At 38.1% G+C, this 18,854-nt stretch carries 17 protein-coding genes; 9 read left to right on the forward strand and 8 right to left on the reverse strand.

The genetic code is table 11. From position 1 onward, the window contains the following. Window positions 1–11: 11 nt before the first annotated feature. Complete coding sequence (mltF, locus tag ABJE44_RS01425) at window positions 12–1,400, reverse strand: membrane-bound lytic murein transglycosylase MltF (RefSeq protein WP_348112190.1); 1,389 nt, start codon at window positions 1,398–1,400, stop codon at window positions 12–14. Between the two features lie 239 nt (window positions 1,401–1,639). Here mltF and purL point away from each other — a divergent pair, with 239 nt between their 5' ends. After that, entirely contained in the window at window positions 1,640–5,530 is a 3,891-nt protein-coding gene (purL, locus tag ABJE44_RS01430) for a phosphoribosylformylglycinamidine synthase (RefSeq protein ID WP_348112191.1), read from the forward strand. A 242-nt stretch (window positions 5,531–5,772) separates the two neighbouring features. Further along, window positions 5,773–5,940 (forward strand): hypothetical protein, encoded by a 168-nt coding sequence (locus ABJE44_RS01435; protein WP_348112192.1) that lies wholly within the window; start codon window positions 5,773–5,775, stop codon window positions 5,938–5,940. A gap of 43 nt (window positions 5,941–5,983) precedes the next feature. On the opposite strand, the gene smrA is transcribed toward ABJE44_RS01435, so the two are convergent. Then, a complete protein-coding gene (gene smrA, locus ABJE44_RS01440) occupies window positions 5,984–6,574 on the reverse strand; it encodes a DNA endonuclease SmrA (protein ID WP_348112193.1) in 591 nt (196 codons plus the stop codon). A gap of 180 nt (window positions 6,575–6,754) precedes the next feature. Between smrA and ABJE44_RS01445 the strand changes: the two genes are divergently transcribed. After that, complete coding sequence (locus ABJE44_RS01445) at window positions 6,755–8,662, forward strand: M1 family metallopeptidase (RefSeq protein ID WP_348112194.1); 1,908 nt, start codon at window positions 6,755–6,757, stop codon at window positions 8,660–8,662. Window positions 8,663–8,739: 77 nt separating this feature from the next. Here the strand turns inward: ABJE44_RS01445 and ABJE44_RS01450 are convergent, their stop codons facing one another. After that, a complete protein-coding gene (locus ABJE44_RS01450) occupies window positions 8,740–8,934 on the reverse strand; it encodes a (2Fe-2S)-binding protein (protein ID WP_348112195.1) in 195 nt (64 codons plus the stop codon). Between the two features lie 285 nt (window positions 8,935–9,219). Between ABJE44_RS01450 and ABJE44_RS01455 the strand changes: the two genes are divergently transcribed. Next, entirely contained in the window at window positions 9,220–9,825 is a 606-nt protein-coding gene (locus ABJE44_RS01455; protein WP_348112196.1) for a peroxiredoxin C, read from the forward strand. 91 nt (window positions 9,826–9,916) lie between these two features. On the opposite strand, the gene rnt is transcribed toward ABJE44_RS01455, so the two are convergent. Continuing rightward, window positions 9,917–10,543, reverse strand: a complete 627-nt coding sequence (gene rnt, locus ABJE44_RS01460) for a ribonuclease T (RefSeq protein ID WP_133470964.1) — start codon at window positions 10,541–10,543, stop codon at window positions 9,917–9,919. Between the two features lie 145 nt (window positions 10,544–10,688). On the opposite strand from rnt, the gene ABJE44_RS01465 reads away from it, so the two are divergent. Next, on the forward strand, window positions 10,689–11,567 hold the full coding sequence (locus ABJE44_RS01465; RefSeq protein WP_348112197.1) for an OmpA family protein: 879 nt from the start codon (window positions 10,689–10,691) through the stop codon (window positions 11,565–11,567). A 248-nt stretch (window positions 11,568–11,815) separates the two neighbouring features. On the opposite strand, the gene ABJE44_RS01470 is transcribed toward ABJE44_RS01465, so the two are convergent. From ABJE44_RS01470 to ABJE44_RS01485, 4 genes are all read right to left on the reverse strand, one after another. Next, window positions 11,816–13,510, reverse strand: a complete 1,695-nt coding sequence (locus ABJE44_RS01470; protein WP_348112198.1) for a methyl-accepting chemotaxis protein — start codon at window positions 13,508–13,510, stop codon at window positions 11,816–11,818. Window positions 13,511–13,821: 311 nt separating this feature from the next. Then, complete coding sequence (locus ABJE44_RS01475; RefSeq protein WP_348112199.1) at window positions 13,822–14,322, reverse strand: hypothetical protein; 501 nt, start codon at window positions 14,320–14,322, stop codon at window positions 13,822–13,824. Window positions 14,323–14,823: 501 nt separating this feature from the next. Continuing rightward, window positions 14,824–15,810, reverse strand: a complete 987-nt coding sequence (gene glpQ, locus ABJE44_RS01480; protein ID WP_348112200.1) for a glycerophosphodiester phosphodiesterase — start codon at window positions 15,808–15,810, stop codon at window positions 14,824–14,826. Between the two features lie 201 nt (window positions 15,811–16,011). After that, window positions 16,012–16,554: a GspH/FimT family pseudopilin gene (locus tag ABJE44_RS01485; protein ID WP_348112201.1), complete on the reverse strand. Its 543-nt coding sequence runs from the start codon at window positions 16,552–16,554 to the stop codon at window positions 16,012–16,014. 218 nt (window positions 16,555–16,772) lie between these two features. Between ABJE44_RS01485 and nadE the strand changes: the two genes are divergently transcribed. The 4 genes from nadE to apt all read left to right on the forward strand — a co-directional run bounded on the left by nadE (window position 16,773) and on the right by apt (window position 18,847). Continuing rightward, on the forward strand, window positions 16,773–17,603 hold the full coding sequence (nadE, locus tag ABJE44_RS01490) for an ammonia-dependent NAD(+) synthetase (RefSeq protein WP_348112202.1): 831 nt from the start codon (window positions 16,773–16,775) through the stop codon (window positions 17,601–17,603). A gap of 30 nt (window positions 17,604–17,633) precedes the next feature. Then, entirely contained in the window at window positions 17,634–17,972 is a 339-nt protein-coding gene (glnB, locus tag ABJE44_RS01495; protein ID WP_348112203.1) for a nitrogen regulatory protein P-II, read from the forward strand. A gap of 169 nt (window positions 17,973–18,141) precedes the next feature. Then, window positions 18,142–18,264 carry a hypothetical protein gene (locus ABJE44_RS01500; RefSeq protein WP_348112204.1) on the forward strand — a complete coding sequence of 41 codons (123 nt, stop codon included), beginning with the start codon at window positions 18,142–18,144 and terminating at the stop codon, window positions 18,262–18,264. A gap of 46 nt (window positions 18,265–18,310) precedes the next feature. Beyond that, complete coding sequence (gene apt, locus ABJE44_RS01505; protein ID WP_133470956.1) at window positions 18,311–18,847, forward strand: adenine phosphoribosyltransferase; 537 nt, start codon at window positions 18,311–18,313, stop codon at window positions 18,845–18,847. Window positions 18,848–18,854: the final 7 nt, after the last annotated feature.

Genomic DNA, 18,854 nt, shown 5'->3' on the forward strand with positions numbered 1-18,854 from the left:
CTTACACCTCTCTAGTTTAGAGCTACCTCTGTTGATTCTATGCCTTCGGGGATAGCTTCAACAGGAGTCAAGGTGTCTGGGGCTTGTTCTAACATGTGTGGTTGTTGTTCATCTAACCAAACTAGGGTGTCATAGTAGCGACGAATATTATCCACATAGGCTACAGCTTCATTACCTCGCGCGTAACCATATTTTGTGGTCTTATAATACTTTTTCTGTCTAAGCTGCAACAGGCGTATTTTCACATCTACCCACATGTCTGGGCTCGCCCCTTGCCTTTGGGTTAGCACTCTGGCGTCTTCTAGGTGACCAAATCCAATATTGTATGCAGCTAAAGCGAACCATAGCCGGTCAGGTGATGTGATTCGGTCAGGTATACGTTTCAATATTTTTGCTAAATATTCTGATCCCCCTTTAATACTTTGCTCTGGGTCGAGCCTTGATGCTATGCCTAGCTCTTTTGCCGTCGCTAACGTTAACATCATCATGCCACGCACCCCAGTCACTGACTTTGCCTTGGGTCGCCAATGACTTTCTTGATAACTCATTGCGGCTAATAAACGCCAGTCTAAATCTCTAGAATACTGCTTAAACCAAGGTTGATAGGTTGGGAGTACACTTTTAGCTGATTTAATAAATTCACGGGTATCTACATAGTTAAATTGGCGTACATGACCGAAGTACTTGTCTTCAAGAGCTGCAAAAGTGCCGTTGCTTTGGATAATGCCAAAGTACTCAATCATCGCAGCTAATAATGAATCATCTTTCTGCTTGTTAACGGCCCACGCTATATCGTGTTCGTCACTCACTGAAAAACCAATGGCAAGCTCAGGAAAGCGGCGGCGCATCAAGGCTAATATATTTGAATCTGCAACGGTATAGTCTAATTTGTCTTCTAAGACCATTTCCATTAACTCTTCCATATCTTTTTCGTCAGTCTCTTGCCATTTTAGGTTGGCGTGTGATTGTTGTAATTTTCGTAGAGATTCATTATGACTACTACCCGCTACAACTATTAACTCTCCATTTATATCTTCAATTTTTCTAGGCCAAACATCTCCTTGTTTAAAAACTAGTTTTTCTGTCACTCTTTGGTATCCAGGACCAAATCGAAAGCTATTAAAGCGCTCTGGACTAACAACTATGCCAGCTGCGATAAGATCAATATGGGAGTTTTTTAATTGTGGGAAGAGTTCGTTGAGATTGTAATATGGAAAAACTTCTAATTTAACGCCAAGATAATCGGCAAAGCCTTCTGCTAATTCATATTCAAAGCCAACTGGGCCTGTAGGGCCGTTATAATAAGTGGTGAGCCCGTATGTCGTTCCAATTTTAAGTATGCCTGAATCCAGTATATTGGTTAAGCTAGATGACTGCTTAACGTCATTACAACTAGTCATGGCAAGAATCAATACTAATGCGATGTAACGTAGGAAACGAATAATATAATCCTCAAAATCTTTGGATCTCTATTGTGTACAAATTTTTGGTATTCATCCAGTGCTTTGTTTTTTATAAAATAGAACATCTTGTCCTTATCAATTCGATAAAATTACCCTATAATTCGCGCCTTAAAATTCGTCTTTCATCGATTTGTCTCTATGTCAAAGTGACAAATTCCGCTACAAGGTATGACTTTATGTTAGTGCTTCGCGGTACACCTGCGTTATCCGATTTTCGTGTTGAGAAATACTTAGCTCAATTTGCTGATTACTCACTTCCTGTAACCAGTATTTATGCTGAATTCACCCACTTTGTAAGTGTTAACAGTGAATTATCAGAGCAAGATACAGATGTATTAAATAAGTTGTTAACTTATGGGCCGTCTATTCAAGAGCATAAACCTGAAGGCCATTTACTTCTTGTTACGCCAAGACCTGGTACTATTTCGCCTTGGTCTTCAAAATCTACTGATATAGCTCATAACTGTGGTTTAAACCAAGTTAATCGCCTTGAAAGAGGTATTGCATATTATGTTCAGTCTGATGAGTTAAATGACGAGCAGCTAGCCATACTTAAGTCTGTATTGCACGACCGGATGACAGAGGTTGTTTTAGAAGAGTTCTCTGCCGCTGAATCTTTGTTTCTAGAAAGCGAGTATGCTCCTTTAACTTCTATTAAAGTGCTAGAGAAAGGCAAAGCTGAACTGCAACAGGCAAATATTGACCTAGGTTTGGCATTAGCTGATGACGAAGTCGATTATTTATATGAAAACTTTACTCGATTAGGGCGTAATCCTAATGATGTAGAATTATACATGTTTGCGCAGGCTAATTCAGAGCACTGTCGTCATAAGATTTTCAACGCAGATTGGACTGTCGATGGTGAGGTTCAGCCTAAATCATTGTTTAAAATGATTAAAAACACTTTTGAGAAAAGTGGCGAAAATGTCCACTCCGCCTATAAAGATAATGCCGCTGTAATGGAAGGTAGTTTTGCTGGTCGTTTTTTCCCTGATACGGAAACCAATGAGTATACCTACCATCATGAAGATATTGATATCCTCATGAAGGTTGAAACCCATAACCACCCAACAGCTATTGCGCCATTTTCTGGAGCGGCTACTGGTTCCGGTGGTGAAATTCGTGATGAAGGTGCGACAGGTCGAGGTTCTAAACCCAAAGCAGGCTTAGTCGGCTTTTCAGTATCAAACCTTAATATTCCTGATTTTTCTCAGCCTTGGGAAACTAACTTCGGAAAACCCTCGCGGATTGTAAGCGCCTACGACATTATGATGGATGGACCATTAGGCGGTGCCGCATTTAATAATGAGTTTGGACGCCCTAGCATTTTGGGATATTTTCGAACTTACGAACAGAAAGTCAACAGCTTCAATGGTGAAGAGGTTAGGGGATATCACAAACCCATTATGCTGGCAGGTGGTTTAGGCAATATTCGCAAAAAACATATTCAAAAAGGTGAGATTACAGTTGGAGCTAAACTTATTGCTTTAGGTGGTCCTGCCATGAACATCGGTTTAGGCGGCGGCGCTGCTTCTTCTATGGCATCAGGGCAATCTAGTGAGAATTTGGATTTTGCTTCTGTGCAACGGGGTAACCCAGAAATGGAACGCCGCTGTCAGGAAGTAATAGATAAGTGCTGGCAAATGGGAGATGACAACCCGATTCAATTTATCCATGATGTTGGGGCAGGTGGTCTATCCAATGCTTTCCCTGAGCTAGTAAGCGACGCTGGCCGTGGTGGTAAGTTTGAGCTTCGTAATGTGCCCAATGATGAAGTGGGTATGTCACCCCTTGAAGTATGGTGTAACGAGTCTCAAGAGCGTTATGTGATGTCCGTGGCTCCAGAGAACTTATCTATATTCGAAGATATTTGTCGCCGTGAACGCGCACCTTTTGCTGTAGTGGGCGAAGCAACAGAGGAAGAACACTTAACTCTAAGTGATAGTCATTTTGATAATAACCCCATCGATATGCCTTTGGATGTTTTGTTAGGTAAAACGCCTAAAATGCATCGAGATGTTAGTTCTAAAAATTTAGATTCCCAAGCTATTGATACTTCGGTTATGGACTTGTCAGAAGCCGCTGAACGTATCCTAAATTTACCTACTGTTGCTGAAAAAACCTTTTTAATTACTATTGGTGACCGCTCGGTCACGGGCTTAGTTGCAAGAGATCAAATGGTAGGGCCATGGCAGGTGCCAGTTGCTGATGTAGCAGTGACTGCTTCGAGCTTTGATACTTATCAAGGAGAAGCCATGTCAATGGGCGAGCGCACTCCGCTGGCATTGATTAATTATGCCGCTTCTGCCCGAATGGCTGTTGGGGAAGCTTTAACAAATATTGCTGCCGCTGATATAGGTGATTTTAAACGCATAAACCTATCGGCAAACTGGATGGCAGCAGCAGGACATCCTGGAGAAGATGCAGGGCTTTATGAAGCGGTTAAGGCCGTTGGTGAAGAGTTATGCCCTGCACTAGGAATAACTATCCCGGTGGGTAAAGATTCAATGTCTATGAAAACCACATGGCAAGATGAGGGTTCTGAAAAGTCAGTTACTTCACCTTTGTCTTTGGTTATTACTGCTTTTGGTGCGGTACAAGATATTCGCAAAACTCTCACTCCGCAGTTGCAAACTAATGTAGAAGATACTGAGTTGTTGTTGATTGATTTAGGTAAAGGCCAAAACCGATTAGGCGCATCTTGCCTTGCTCAAGTTTATGAGCAATTAGGTGACACAGCTCCTGACGTAGATTCACCAGAATTACTGAAAGGCTTTTTCTTATCAATCCAACAGTTACTAAACGAAAAACGTTTATTGGCATACCACGATAGATCCGATGGTGGTTTATTTACTACGCTTGCAGAGATGTCCTTTGCTGGGAAAGTGGGGGTAGATGTTTCTTTAGATGCCTTAACTGGTTCTCCAATCGAGTTGTTATTTAATGAAGAGTTAGGGGCCGTTATACAGATATCATCCGCAAATAAAGCACATGTAATGGCTGTTTTTGCAGAATATGGAATGTCGGATACCGTGTTCCATCTTGGTGGACTAAATACTACAGATAATATACGTATACAGATGAATGGTGAGACTATTTTAGATAATAGTCGTGTTCATTTTAGGCAGTTATGGGCGCAAACCACGTTACATATGCAAAAACGTAGAGATAACCCTAAATGTGCAGAGCAAGAGTTTACTGCTAAAGCTGATGTTAAGGATCCGGGTCTGCATGCTATTTTGAGCTATGATACGACCGAAGATGTTGCTGCCCCTTACATTGCTAAAGGAGTGGCACCTAAAATAGCTATTCTTAGGGAGCAGGGAGTTAACTCTCATGTAGAAATGGCCGCAGCATTTGATAGGGCAGGCTTTACTGCAGTTGATGTGCACATGAGTGATGTCTTGTCTGGTAAATATTCATTAGATGAATTTAAAGGTTTAGTGGCCTGTGGTGGCTTTTCTTACGGTGACGTATTAGGTGCTGGGGAAGGTTGGGCAAAATCTATCTTGTTCAACAACCAAGCTAGAGATCAATTTGCAGCGTTTTTTGAAAGGTCTGATTCATTCTCTCTTGGAGTCTGTAATGGCTGTCAAATGCTGTCGAATTTAAAGTCTCTTATTCCTGGAGCTGATTTATGGCCTCACTTTGTTACCAACCAGTCTGAGCGTTTTGAAGCACGAGTCGCCATGTTAGAAGTTAAAGAGTCTAAATCAATTTTCTTTGAAGGCATGCAAGGGTCTCGAATGCCTATCGCTGTTTCTCATGGGGAAGGGCGCGCAGAATTTAGTTCTGAAAATGGTCCGTTAAATGCTTTAGGTAGTGCTGCTATATCTTTGCAGTATGTTGATAACTATGGAAAAGTCACCCAGAATTATCCTGCAAATCCAAATGGTTCACCTCTAGGAATAGCTGGGTTAACCAGTGCTGACGGCCGTGCAACAATTATGATGCCTCATCCAGAACGAGTATTTAGAAGTGTTGCTAATTCTTGGTATCCACAGGAGTGGCAAGAAGACGGTGCTTGGATGCGCATGTTTAGAAATGCCAGAGTGTATCTAGGGTAAATAATTTAACATTTAGCCGTAAATCGGCGATAAGTCACAATACATTTGTCGCCGATAAATTTTACCGCTATAGACGCTGGTATTATTAGTTATACCTTTGAAAAAATAAAACCCTTGTATATCAGATAAATAGTGATTAATATTTGTTCAGTTCTTGACAAATTTAAATAAAGAGTTTTGAACTAAATATAATTTTATTAGTCTATTTAACGTACAAATAACATCAATAATAAGAGACGCATATGAATCGTTCAAATAAAGGTTTTGGTTTAACCGGTGTATTAGTAACCGTTATTTTTTTAATTGTTGCCGCTATTTTCAGCGCGTCAGCTAAATCTACAACATTACCTCAAAGTTTTCTTACCCCAGAGGCTCATCAAGCTTTTGATGCCAATGAGAGCCTGAAATAACACAAAATCAAATGCCAGTTAATCATCAACTATTGATGGGTTACTATTTGCTGTAATATAACTCACGGTTATGAGATTTCTGCTGCTGGTTTTTTTTTATTAGAACATAGACTGAGCTATTTCCCCCATGGTTTGGTAATGCGGTGTGAAAAGCTATTACCTCAGGTATTTGACGTAGCCACTTATTGATATAGCTTTTTAATAATCCCGGATATGGTTTGCTATGCAACCCAAGTCCATGCTTAATGAGTATTGTTCTATCACCTTTAAAGTGGCTATTTAAAATCGTATTAAATACATTATGTCTTGCTTGCTCAAACTGAGTATTTTGTATATTTAAAACTGAATTTATAGTGTATTTACCGCGTCTTAAATTTTTATAAACTCCATTTTGTATACCACTTTGCTTAAACATTATGTGGTCATAAGGATCTATGGGTATTACTTCTTCAGTACTTAGGTAATTTTTTGCTTGATTGTAGTCAGACTCAATCGCTTCTCTTTTTAGTTGCTTTGCTAGGGTAAATTTTGACTGTGAGGTATGGAAGTTGTTATCTTGCTTTAAAGGTTTTACGTCTTTGAATTCATTTAAAAATTCGTTGCTGTCATCTAGTAAATTGTAAGCACTTGTCATTTTACACCCTTCCAATTATTAAATACGGTTACAAATTTAAGTTTAAAGCTTGAAAAATTCAATCCTAGATTTACTTCTTTATGCAATAACTAGAGATGATAGCTAAACCTTCTGTATTCTTATATTCAGCTTAATATGCAACAATTGAATTTGTTTTACGGACTTACCGGAATTTAAATAATGACAATAAAAAAACTACTAGTCAGCTTATTAACCTTAGTTGTAATAAGCGGATGTAATGAATCAAGTACAAAAACAACAGAGCTTATAGGTGTTGCAGACAAAGAAAGCAAACCACTAGAGACGCAAATTGCACATCATAATGCTCAAGATTATCACTCTTTTTCAAATCCTGATGTCGTCAAAGTTACCCATCTAAATTTAGATTTATCTGTTGATTTTACTCAACAGACTCTATCAGGAAATGTAAGTTTAGATTTTCAAAGAATGACTCCTGATGCTGATACTCTAATATTAGACACACGAGATCTCGTGATTTCTAAAGTAGTATCAAATGGCAATGTTCTAGAGTTTAACTTAGCTAACGCTGATAACTTCTTTGGGGCTGCATTGAGTATTAAGTTGCCATCAGATTCTTCGCAGGTGACTGTGTATTACAATACATCTTCAAAGGCGTCTGGTGTGCAATGGTTAACTCCTGCACAAACGGCTGGTAAAAAATATCCATTTCTATTCACTCAGGCGCAAGCTATTCATGCACGTAGTTTTATTCCTTTACAAGACTCGCCACAAGTTAGAGTGACCTATGAAGCAACAATAAGAACACCTAAAGCATTATTGGCTGTGATGAGTGCAGCGAATGACCCCGATACTCCTCGTGACGGTGTTTATGAGTTTTCTATGCCACAACCAATACCTTCCTATCTAATTGCTTTAGCTGTTGGTGATTTGAATTTTAAGGCAATGGGCGAGCGAACGGGTGTTTATTCTGAGATAGGTATTTTAGATGCCGCCGCCGCTGAGTTTGAAGATACCGAATCTATGCTAATAGCCACAGAAAAGAACTTTGGGGCCTATAGCTGGGATCGATATGATTTATTGATTTTGCCTCCTTCATTTCCTTTTGGAGGTATGGAGAACCCTAGGCTATCTTTTATTACCCCAACGGTTATTGCGGGTGATAAAAGCTTAGTATCACTTATTGCCCATGAGTTAGCTCATTCTTGGTCTGGAAATACAGTAACCAATGCCACCTGGCGTGACCTATGGTTAAACGAAGGTTTTACTACTTACCTAACTTATCGCATCATGGAAATGGTCTATGGTGAAGAACGCTTCAACATGGAAGCTGTGCTAGGACGTCAAGATCTACAAGCTGATTTGGATACATTAAAACCAAATGATCAAATTTTAGCTATCAATTTAAAGGGCCGAGATCCAGATGAAGTGTTTAGTAATATTCCTTATGAAAAAGGCGCATTATTTTTAAGGGAGCTAGAGCACAAAGTGGGCCGAGCAAATTTTGACCAATTTTTATTGGGATATTTTGAAGCTTTTGCTTTTCAAAGTATTACTACCGACGACTTTATTAGCTACTTAGAGCAAACTTTATTACAAGATTACTCAGATAAGTTATCTAAAGAACGTATCGAAGAGTGGATATTTGAACCAGGGTTACCAAAAGGTGCGCCTGTTCCAGAGTCTGATGCCTTTACCTCTGTAGATAAAGCTAGAAATGATTGGTTATCAGGCACAATTGCAGCAAGTAATATTGACAGTGATAACTGGGTAGTGCATCAATGGTTATACTTTTTAAATAATCTACCAGCTGAATTATCCTCGGCACAATTAACTGAACTTGATAAAGCGTTTGGGTTAACAAATAGTACCAATAATGAGATAGCCCATAGTTGGTTGCTAATATGTGTAAACAATTGGTATCAACCGGCTTTTCCTAGACTTAATGAATACTTAGTATCAATTGGTCGAAATAAATTAGTTAAACCGTTATACAAAGCATTATCCGCTACGCCAGAAGGGAAGGTGATTGCTCAAAAAGCATTTGCCAAAGCTAAAGCTGGTTACCATCCTCTGACCGTTAAAGTGAACGAGAAATTTGTTAAATAAGTCTGAATTACCTATTTAAAATCCTAATAGAAAGGCCAGTCAATTGACTGGCCTTTCTATTAGGATTTTAAAAATGATTAGCAAACTTCTTTAAATAAAGACTCATCAACTATGGTGTTATCGATAATCGTTTGAGCTAGTTGCACGCATTTTCCACATTGCGATCCAACGTTTAGGTTTTTTTTAAGCTGACGCATATTACCCACACCATCTTCTCTGACAGCCTGCTGAATTGCCTTATCTGTGATACCGTGACACAAACAAACGTACATAATTGACCCTACTAATAACTATGCAAACAAGAATAATTGCTATTTGCATAAAGATCAACTATTTAATTGTAGTTTTATTACTCAAATGAGATTTTTATCAGGTGTAAATTGTAAGTTTGGAATTGAAGCTAGGGATTGAGTGTTTAATTTAAATTATATTTATAATCTAGCTATTGCTTTTCGAGCAATTGCACTCATATGGCTTAAAGGTAATCCTGTAATAAAATGCATTACGTGGTTAAACTAAACTTTATAATTATTAACTTAAAATAAATGGAGAAATTAATGAGTGTACTAGTCAGTCGTCCAGCACCAGATTTTACAGCTGCAGCCGTTCTAGGTAGTGGTGAAATTGTAGATAGTTTTACCTTAAGTGAAGCGATTAAAGGCAAAAAAGCAGTACTTTTCTTTTATCCACTAGATTTCACATTTGTATGTCCTTCAGAATTGATTGCGTTTGATAAACGTTATGAAGAGTTTGCTAAACGTGGTGTAGAAGTGATTGGTGTATCAATTGATTCTCAATTTAGCCATAACGCATGGCGTAATACTGCTATCAATGATGGTGGAATTGGTCCAGTTAAATACGCCTTAGTAGCAGATGTAAAACATGAAATTTGTCAGGCCTATGATGTTGAGCACCCTGATGCTGGTGTTGCTTTCCGTGGTTCATTTTTAATTGATGAAGCGGGGCTTGTTCGTCATCAAGTTGTGAACGATCTTCCTTTAGGTCGTAATATTGATGAAATGTTACGTATGGTTGATGCCTTAAATTTCCATGAGGAGCATGGTGAGGTTTGCCCAGCTGGTTGGCAAGAAGGCTCAAAAGGTATGGTTGATAGCCCTGAAGGTGTTGCAAGCTACTTAGCTGAGAACGCAGATAGCTTATAATTAAGTCTTTATTTAAGAAAAAACCGCTTTAATTTTTGAAGCGGTTTTTTATTTCATTTAGTCAAACCATATATAACCTGTAGCCACAACATTAGCTGTGAGTTACTAACCCACCTAAGCTTTGCCAACGATTTACTATATAGCAGAATAATTCCGCAGTTTTTTCAGTGTCATATAAAGCTGAATGTGCTTCATTTTGATCAAAGCTTATCCCTGCAGCCATACATGCTTTTACTAAGACTGTTTGTCCTAGAGCGAGCCCGGCTAAAGTTGTGGTATCAAAAGAAACAAAAGGATGGAAAGGACTACGTTTTATGTTGCTCCTTGCAATTGCAGCATTAACAAAACTTAAATCAAACGCTGCGTTGTGTGCCACCATGACAGAGCGTTGACAGTCAGAATCCTTCTGTTCTTTGCGGATTTTTTTGCATAAATCTTTAAAAGCTTCACTCTCTATTACTGCGCCCCTTAACGCACAATATGGGTCGATACCGTTAAAATCTAACGCTGCTTTTTCTAGGTTAGCACCTTCAAAGGGTTCAATGTGATAGTGAAATGTTTTGTCAGGGTAAAAAAATCCATTTTCATCCATCCTAGTTGTCACGGCTGCAATTTCTAATAATGCGTCGGTTTGCGGATTAAAGCCCGCGGTTTCAACATCTACAACAACAGGAAAGTACCCTCTAAAACGATTCTTTAATTCAAAAATTTGTGACATGGAGACTCAGTGACGATTTATATATTGCAATTATGGCAAGGTTCTTTTTCAGTAGCTAGCCTAAATGATTGCTTAGAGGTAAGCTAATGCTAAATATATTGTGATAATTGTCGATACAATTAAACAGAAGCGAGGGTATCTTTTCATGGCTAATCAAATATTACGATCTGTTTTTTGTGTATCACTTATCTCATTATCATTGAGTGGGCATAGTGCATTGCGCCAATATGCTGCAAAAGTTGAAGATTCACAATGGCAACTTAAAGATAAAAATCGCTTACAATGCACCTTAAGTCATAATATTCCAGGCTATGGCGAAGCAATGTTTAATAGTACCGCTTCTAAGCAGTTAAACATGGAATTTGAGCTTGATATGTTAAGGCTTCCCAAGTCTTATGGGGTGGCTGCTGTTTACTCCATTCCACCTAAATGGATGCCTGGTCAAATTCAACGAGCAATCGCTGATATGACTATAAGAAAGCAGTACGATGGTGACTTACCAGAGCAAGCCGCATGGACCATGTTATCAGAATTAGAGAAAGGATTTTGGCCAACCATATATTATCAAGATTGGTATAATCAGTACGATCGAATAGCTGTTGGACTAAATGCGAGTAATTTTATAGGGCCCTATGAAAAATTTGCTGAGTGCGTCTCGAATTTACTCCCTTATAGTTTTCAGGATATTGCTTATACAGTCCTCACATATCAGTTTAATAATACTGAATTAACCAAGTACTCTCAAAAGCGCCTCGCTATGATAGGTGACTACTTGAAGGTAGACACTGATTTAGAGTTGGTTTTATTAGATGGTTATACCGATAGTTTTGGTGGAAGGGCTATTAATAAGAAACTATCAATTCAAAGAGCTGTTGAAATAAAAGAATTTTTTAGCTCAATGGGAGTATCACCAGATAGAATAGATGTTACCGGTCATGGAGAGAGACGCCATGTTTCCACAAATATTAATGAGACGAGTAGAGCTAAAAACCGCCGTGTCGTTATTAGAATGTCAAAACCTTAGTGACTATAAGTTAATGCCAATCTTTTATTGTAAATATTGCCTTAAGGCCTGATGACTCTGCAGCTTGGTATCAGTTTATAAATTCTGACTTTATATCTCTTTAAGTTTATTAATAATAATTATTTATACGCTGGGTTATCGATAGGTGAGGTGATTCTATTTTGCTTTGTAGCTTGTTTACTTGTTACTTCAATTAGTATTATGAGGTGTAGGCTTAAATATATAGCCTACACCTTTATGAGTTAATACTAAACTACAAATGCATTTAGGTTAGTATGCAATTCTGTAACATGTTTGGCGATAGTGGTGTTTGCATCTGACGCAGATTGTGCGCCTCGTGCAGTTACATCCGCAAGATCGCTTATCTTAACAATATTTATATTTACTTCTTCTGCAACGGCTGATTGTTCTTCAGCTGCAGCTGCTATTTGTAAATTTAAGTCAGATATTTGAGTAACTGAGTCAGAGGCTTCTTCGAATGTTTGGCTGGTTTTGGTACTTTTTTCCAAACAAATTGCTGCGCTATCTGTTCCTTTGCTCATACTTGTTACCGCATTATTAGCTTCAGTTTTAAGACGTAACAATAAGTCTTGGATATCCACTGTAGAGGTTTGAGTGCGCTGCGCTAGCGTTCTAACTTCATCAGCAACCACTGCAAAGCCCCTACCTGTCTCACCGGCTCGAGCTGCCTCGATAGCAGCATTCAAGGCTAACAAGTTAGTTTGTGCTGCTATACCTTGAATTGATTCGAGTACATTGCCAATATTATTAGTTTCTTCAACTAGGCTTTCGATTACACTGGATGCTTCACTCACTTCTTCTGAAAGTTGGGTGATAATATTTTGTGTTTCGATAGCGTCTTGCTTACCTTCAATCACTTTATTTTTTACAGTTTGGGTTACCTCTGCAGCATGAGTTGCACTACGAGACACTTCTTGTGATGAGCTGCTCATTTCATTAACTGCTGTAGCAACCATTGCCGTTTCGGCATGTTGTTTTTCAATACTGGTTGCTGTTTCTTCCATTACATTTAGCGCTACGTTTGACGCCGTCTCTAATTCATTAGCTTGGGCATTGGTGTTTGAAATAAGCTTATTTATGACGCCAATAAAAGTATTAAACGCTCGAGCAACGTCTCCTGTTTCATCCTTAGCTTTATCATTAAGCTTTACTGTTAAGTCACCATCACCATTCGCTATTTCTTTCAATCTATCAATTAACTGATTTATTGGGTTAACGATTGAGCGACTAATAAGGACGGGGAGTATTAAACAAACTATTACAGCAATAACGAAAGTGGCGACTATCCATTGAACGCCAGCCTTTTCATCTTGCTCTGCTTTTGTCGCAGCAGCCAGAGTAAATTTCTGGATATCATCTAATAGAATGACTAAATCGTGTTTTAACGCATCCTCTAAGCTTTCAACCTGATTGGCTGTTTTAGATAACTTTACTGGCGTGGCAGTAGTTGCCCCATCTAGGATGTTTGAAACACTATTTGAAAATTCTTTGTATTTCAGTTCTATATCTTTAAGAGTTGTAAGTACGCTCGCAAACTTTTCTTTACCTATTTCTGAATGCACAACGCTGATCGCGTGCTCTGAAAAGTCTTCGGCTTCTTTTATTTTACTGTTAATACTGGGAGATAGCTCTAAGACTTCGGCTTTAACATGATTAAAGTCGTTTCCCGCATTGGGTACATCAAGTGCCGTCAATGAGGCGTAAAATAGAGCGCGTTCGAACAGAATACTTTGCTCAAGTTGAAGCTCTGTTATTACTGTCACTTTACTTGCGAGAGGAATATCTTCTTCTGCAATGTCTATCAGCTCGTAGCCAATTTTTGCCATTTGCACTATTGCAACTGTCCCCATTATTAGCATCATAGCTATTTGTATTACGCCCAACACATAAATTTTTTGTTTAATATTAATGCGGGTTAACATTTTGTATTCCTCTCTAAAAGTTATTTGCCGCTACACTAAGACATTATTGTTAAATAGCGGCATAACTAATGTTTATATTAAAAAGTCACTGTAGTTTTGTTTCGGCTAAACTCTCTAAAACTTTACGTATATTCAATCAAGCAATTGAATGTATTTTTTATATTAGCCATACCTATTGGAAAGAAACTATATGCATCAAGTTATTGTGTACTAAGTTCATAAAAACGAAATGCAACTTAAAGCCTTACTGTAAGCACTCTACGTTGCGCTTTTCGTCTCAAAAATAATACGCAAAAAATTTACTCTGACTATTAAAATGGTTTTATTAGCGCTACGCCAAATACGTAGGCTTCTTCTCCATCAACAAAGTCAACTGCAAATGTTGGCGCTACACCAAAGTCTCCTACGTGAAAGTCGTAACTTACTGATGCTCTGACGACATTTTCTTTGTGACTAGCGTGATAGTGATAGTGGCCATGGCCATCGTCTTCTTTAAAACTTCCAACGGTTTCTTTACCAAACCCTAATCCTAATCTTAAGTCTTTCCATGGATGTAAATAAGCAGCTGCAAGCATAATATCAATACCAGCGCCATGGTGTGCGTCGTCGGTTTTTTCGTAAACTAAGCCCGCTCCCCATAGTTTTGAAAACTTATATTCATATTCAATACCATAAGAAAAGTCTGTTTCTCCATCAACATGTGTCGCTCCGATAAATACTCCCGGAAAGTGTTTTGCATCTCCTGCAGCTGAAGCATTGTTTGAGAATGTTGCTACAGATGTGGCTAATAATATAAGAGGTATAAATTTCATACGATTTCCTGTTCTGGTTAATTTGTTGAGTTTGCGAACAAAAGGCGTTAAACCTTGGTGTTCATGGGACAGACAATACAATATTTTTGTTAAGAAAGTTACATAGACTAAAGTTGTAGGGTATTTAAAAGGATACGTCAATGTACTAGAGTTTGATTGTCTGTTATCTCAATGAAGTTTTTATTTTTGTTGTAATTTGATGCAGATAGAGTGGTTTTCGTAGATTTTAAAGTGATTTTTGATGTTTAAGAGTTTATTGTTAAAACGTATTTACAGAAATTTAAAAGCGTATTTGAGATTTTATAAAAGTATGTAGGACGATACTAAACTATAAGTTGGTATACCCAAATCATGAATTTATCATTAATTCTTTTGCCTCAAAGACTATATATTGCGTTAGCGTGTAATTGATCTACCATCCGATTCAAAATACCTAAGGGTATTTTGAATCTATTTTTACGTAAGGTTATATGGGCTAGGCTAATAATTGACTTAAGTCATTTATTGAGAAAGGTAATCAATAGTAATATCAGTGAAGTCTGTAAATAACCCATCTATTTTGGCCTTGTTGAACAGTAAGTCTAAAGCTTCATGTGTTGACATATTAGCGGGCAATGCGTCTTTTCTGAAGGTATAGGGGTGCACAGCTAAACCTAAATCATGAGCCATTGTGACTAGATTCGTTGGAGCTTTTTTCTCTAGATCGAGAATTTGAGGGATCCAGGGGCCAATTCCTTGTGCCACTCCGGAAATATCTTTTAATCCTTCTGGTGTTTTCAAATAGTCGTAGTCAGTAGTGGACTCTTGCCAGTCATTCTCAGCAATAAGTTGAATTAATTTTACCTTAGCTCCTAACTCATTCCTTAATCGTTTAGTTTCAGTAAAATCGAAACATTGTATATAAACGGCTTTATCTGAATCGTCTAGTTGATACTTTCTTAATAGGGACATAGTTAACTGACTAATATCAACACCTTGCTCTCGATGCCATGCAGGAGATTTAATTTCAATATAGAATCCCGTGTCTTTTCCAAATTGGCGGTTAAGTTGCTGCACTAATTCAATGTGTTCTTCAAATGTAGCAATCTGAAAGTTAGCTTCTCCTTGATAACGGTCTTTAAAAACCTGATTACCTTTTTCATCTCGCCTTTCATGAACAAGTAGTGATTTTAATTCTGTTAGGGTGAAATCTAACGCATAAAAACGCCCGTCTTGGCGCTGACGAGTTGGAAATTTTTGTTGTACATCAGTTACGGTTTCTAAATGAATGTCATGTAGAACTATTAGTTTAGCGTCTTTGGTTACCACAAGATCTTGTTCAATATAATCGGCTCCTTGCGCATAGGCTAACGTGGTTGATTCTAATGTATGCTCTGGGAGATAACCTGGTGCACCTCTATGTGCAATAACAATTGGGGAAGCTTGTAAGGCATTAATTGCTGCAACACTCATAATTATTCCTAGTATTACTAATTTTATAACATTCATTTTTGTGCTCTGAAAAGGTTAGTTGATGACCTAAAAAATAAGGGAAATTCACAAATGCTTAATTTAAACTAAACATAAGTGCATATATTTATCTTAGAGTAGATTTAGGTAGGAAATATGACAGATACTAGCTTGAATGTTAATTAATTTTAATTGGCCTTTAATATTGATTAAAAGCCGACACTGAGTCACTTTTTCTTATCAACAAGATAGGTCTGTGCCAATGGAATCTTCATTGATACCATTCCCATCGCTGTCTTTGCCCATTTTAACTCTACCTTGAAGGTTGATTGTAAGTCCGTGGGCATATACAGCGTCGCCATCTTTATGGCAGATTTTGTATTCTATTATATTTGACGCTGAGCCATTTTCTGTAAATTTAATAATTTCTTTTGTTGCGGTAGCGATATTTGTTTCTGAACTTGCTTCCATACTCACTAACAACACCTCATCGTTACCCCTAGTACTATTTCCATCTTCATCAATAAATACTATTTTCGGGTCATTCCAATCGTCACCACAGGTGGAATAGTCGTCAGAGGGACAGACCACTGTCAATGCTTGCTCATTGATTGCCGTGTGCCTGGCGTATTGAATAAGCGCGCTGGCGTCATTTATTTCAGATACAATTCTATTTTTAATAATGATACTTTGCATGCTGGGCGCCACAAACAATAAAACAATGGCGATAATAGATATCACAATCATCATTTCAATTAGCGTTACACCTTTTTGATGTTTCACAAAAGCCACTCCTATTTATGTTCATTGAACAATAAAGTAATTTTTTATTTTGTTGGGTATAAAATATTGTCTTAGGGTTAGGATTCATATACACAACTTGGTAATATGATTTATATAACTGTTGTGGTCTTGATAAAAACAAAACTAACAAGGCTTTCAGAAACACTGTTTATACTCAGCTAGCTAACGGCAATTATTGATTAATAATGAGAGGAAAAATGCAAAGTAACACTGTGATTGAAGAGATGCGGGTTCTGCCACAAATAGACGTTGAGTTTGAAGTTAATAGGCGTGTTGAATTTATTAAATCTCAACTTCTTGCTAGCTCAATGAAAACCTTAGTTTTGGGGATCAGTGGCGGGATAGACTCATGTACTCTAGGGCGTTTAGCTCAATTAGCGGTGGATAGCTTGAACGAAACTCAACAAGCAGCCTACCAATTTATAGCAGTACGGTTACCTTATAATGTGCAAGCTGATGAAGAAGACGCACAAGCCTCTATTGAGTTTATTAAGCCAAGTCAAGCTGTGGCTGTGAACGTTCAACCAGGCGCTGATGCGATTGATACGCAAACTACCCTAGCAGTTGAGGCGGCTGGCCTATTACCTCAAAGTGAAACCAAGAAAGATTTTGTAAAAGGGAATGTTAAAGCCCGAACCCGTATGGTGATTCAATATCAGATTGCTGGCTTACTGGATGGCTTAGTTTTAGGGACGGATCATTCCGCAGAAAATATTACAGGTTTCTATACAAAATATGGCGATGGAGCATGTGATTTAGCTCCACTGTTTGGTTTAAATAAAAGACAAGTTAGACAAGTCGCTGAATATCTAGGGGCACCTCAAAGTATAATTGGTAAAGCTCCTACCGCAGACCTAGAAACCTTGACCCCTCAAAAAGCCGATGAACAAGCACTTGGCTTAAGTTATGAGCAGATTGATGATTTTTTAGAAGGCAAAACTGTAGATGAGTCAGTATCTAATAAATTGGTAGATATTTTTGTAAAAACTCAACACAAGCGAGTGCCAATTCCGACTATTTACGATTGAACCAAGATATACGTTTAACAGGATACAAATATGAAAAAAATAGAAGCAATTATCAAACCTTTTAAAATTGATGATGTTCGTGAGGCTCTATCTGAAGTGGGTGTAACTGGTATGACAGTTACTGAAGTAAAAGGATTTGGACGTCAAAAAGGCCACACAGAATTATATCGTGGTGCAGAATATAACGTTGATTTTCTACCAAAAATGAAAATTGAGTTAGTGGTTGCCGATGAACAGGTTGACCGCTGCATAGAAGTTATTATTGGAACCGCACAGTCTGGCAAAATCGGTGATGGCAAAGTATTCGTTTATGACGTTGCAAGAGTAATACGTATTCGTACTGGAGAAGAAAACGAAGACGCTGTTTAACTATTCATGCAATGGTTTATAAGACCTAGCCCAACAGGCGATTGAAAAGTAGTCAAGTGCCAATGAACAGTGTTTTAGCACTATCAATTTATTGTCACTTGGATTACCATCAGCGCCTTTGTTTAGTTGTTTTACTTAGGCTTGTAGCCTCGAACTATGGAGTATTAAAATGCAAGAAGAGCAAAGTTCGTATGACCCATTTAATTGGGGATACTTATTCGCAGCTATCGGAATGTTAGTGGCGTTACCTTTAATGCACGCCGTGCTTGGATGGTTCGTTTTTTACCTCTAGTCAAATGACATTTCTTTTACTATTCATTTAAATTACGGGAAAATTCGTGCCCTTCGAATACATAAAATCGGTTATTAAAACCGTTCCTAATTACCCTAAACCTGGAGTCATGTTTCGAGACGTGACTTCTATTTTAGAAGACCATAAAGCTTACTCTCAGTCTATTGAGTTGCTAGTCAACCATTACGCCCCTATGGGGTTTGATAAAGTTGCAGGAACAGAAGCCCGTGGCTTTTTGTTTGGTGCTCCGCTAGCGATCGAATTAGGTATAGGTTTTATTCCTGTACGTAAACCTAAAAAGCTACCAAGAGAAGTGATTAGTGAAAGCTATGAACTTGAATATGGTAGCGATAATTTAGAAATTCATAAAGATGCAGTGAAACCTGGAGAAAAGGTACTAATGCTTGACGATTTGCTCGCGACTGGCGGTACTATGATTGCAACAGCTAACCTTATTCGTCGTTTAGGTGGTGTGGTTGAACATGCTGGTTTCGTGATTTCTTTACCCGAATTAGGTGGAGAACAAAAGTTGTTAGATATTGGTGTCAAAAGCTTTTCTATCTGTGAATTCGAAGGTGAGTAAACCAAGT

Source organism: Paraglaciecola sp., from assembly GCF_039942875.1.
Lineage (GTDB): Bacteria > Pseudomonadota > Gammaproteobacteria > Enterobacterales > Alteromonadaceae > Paraglaciecola.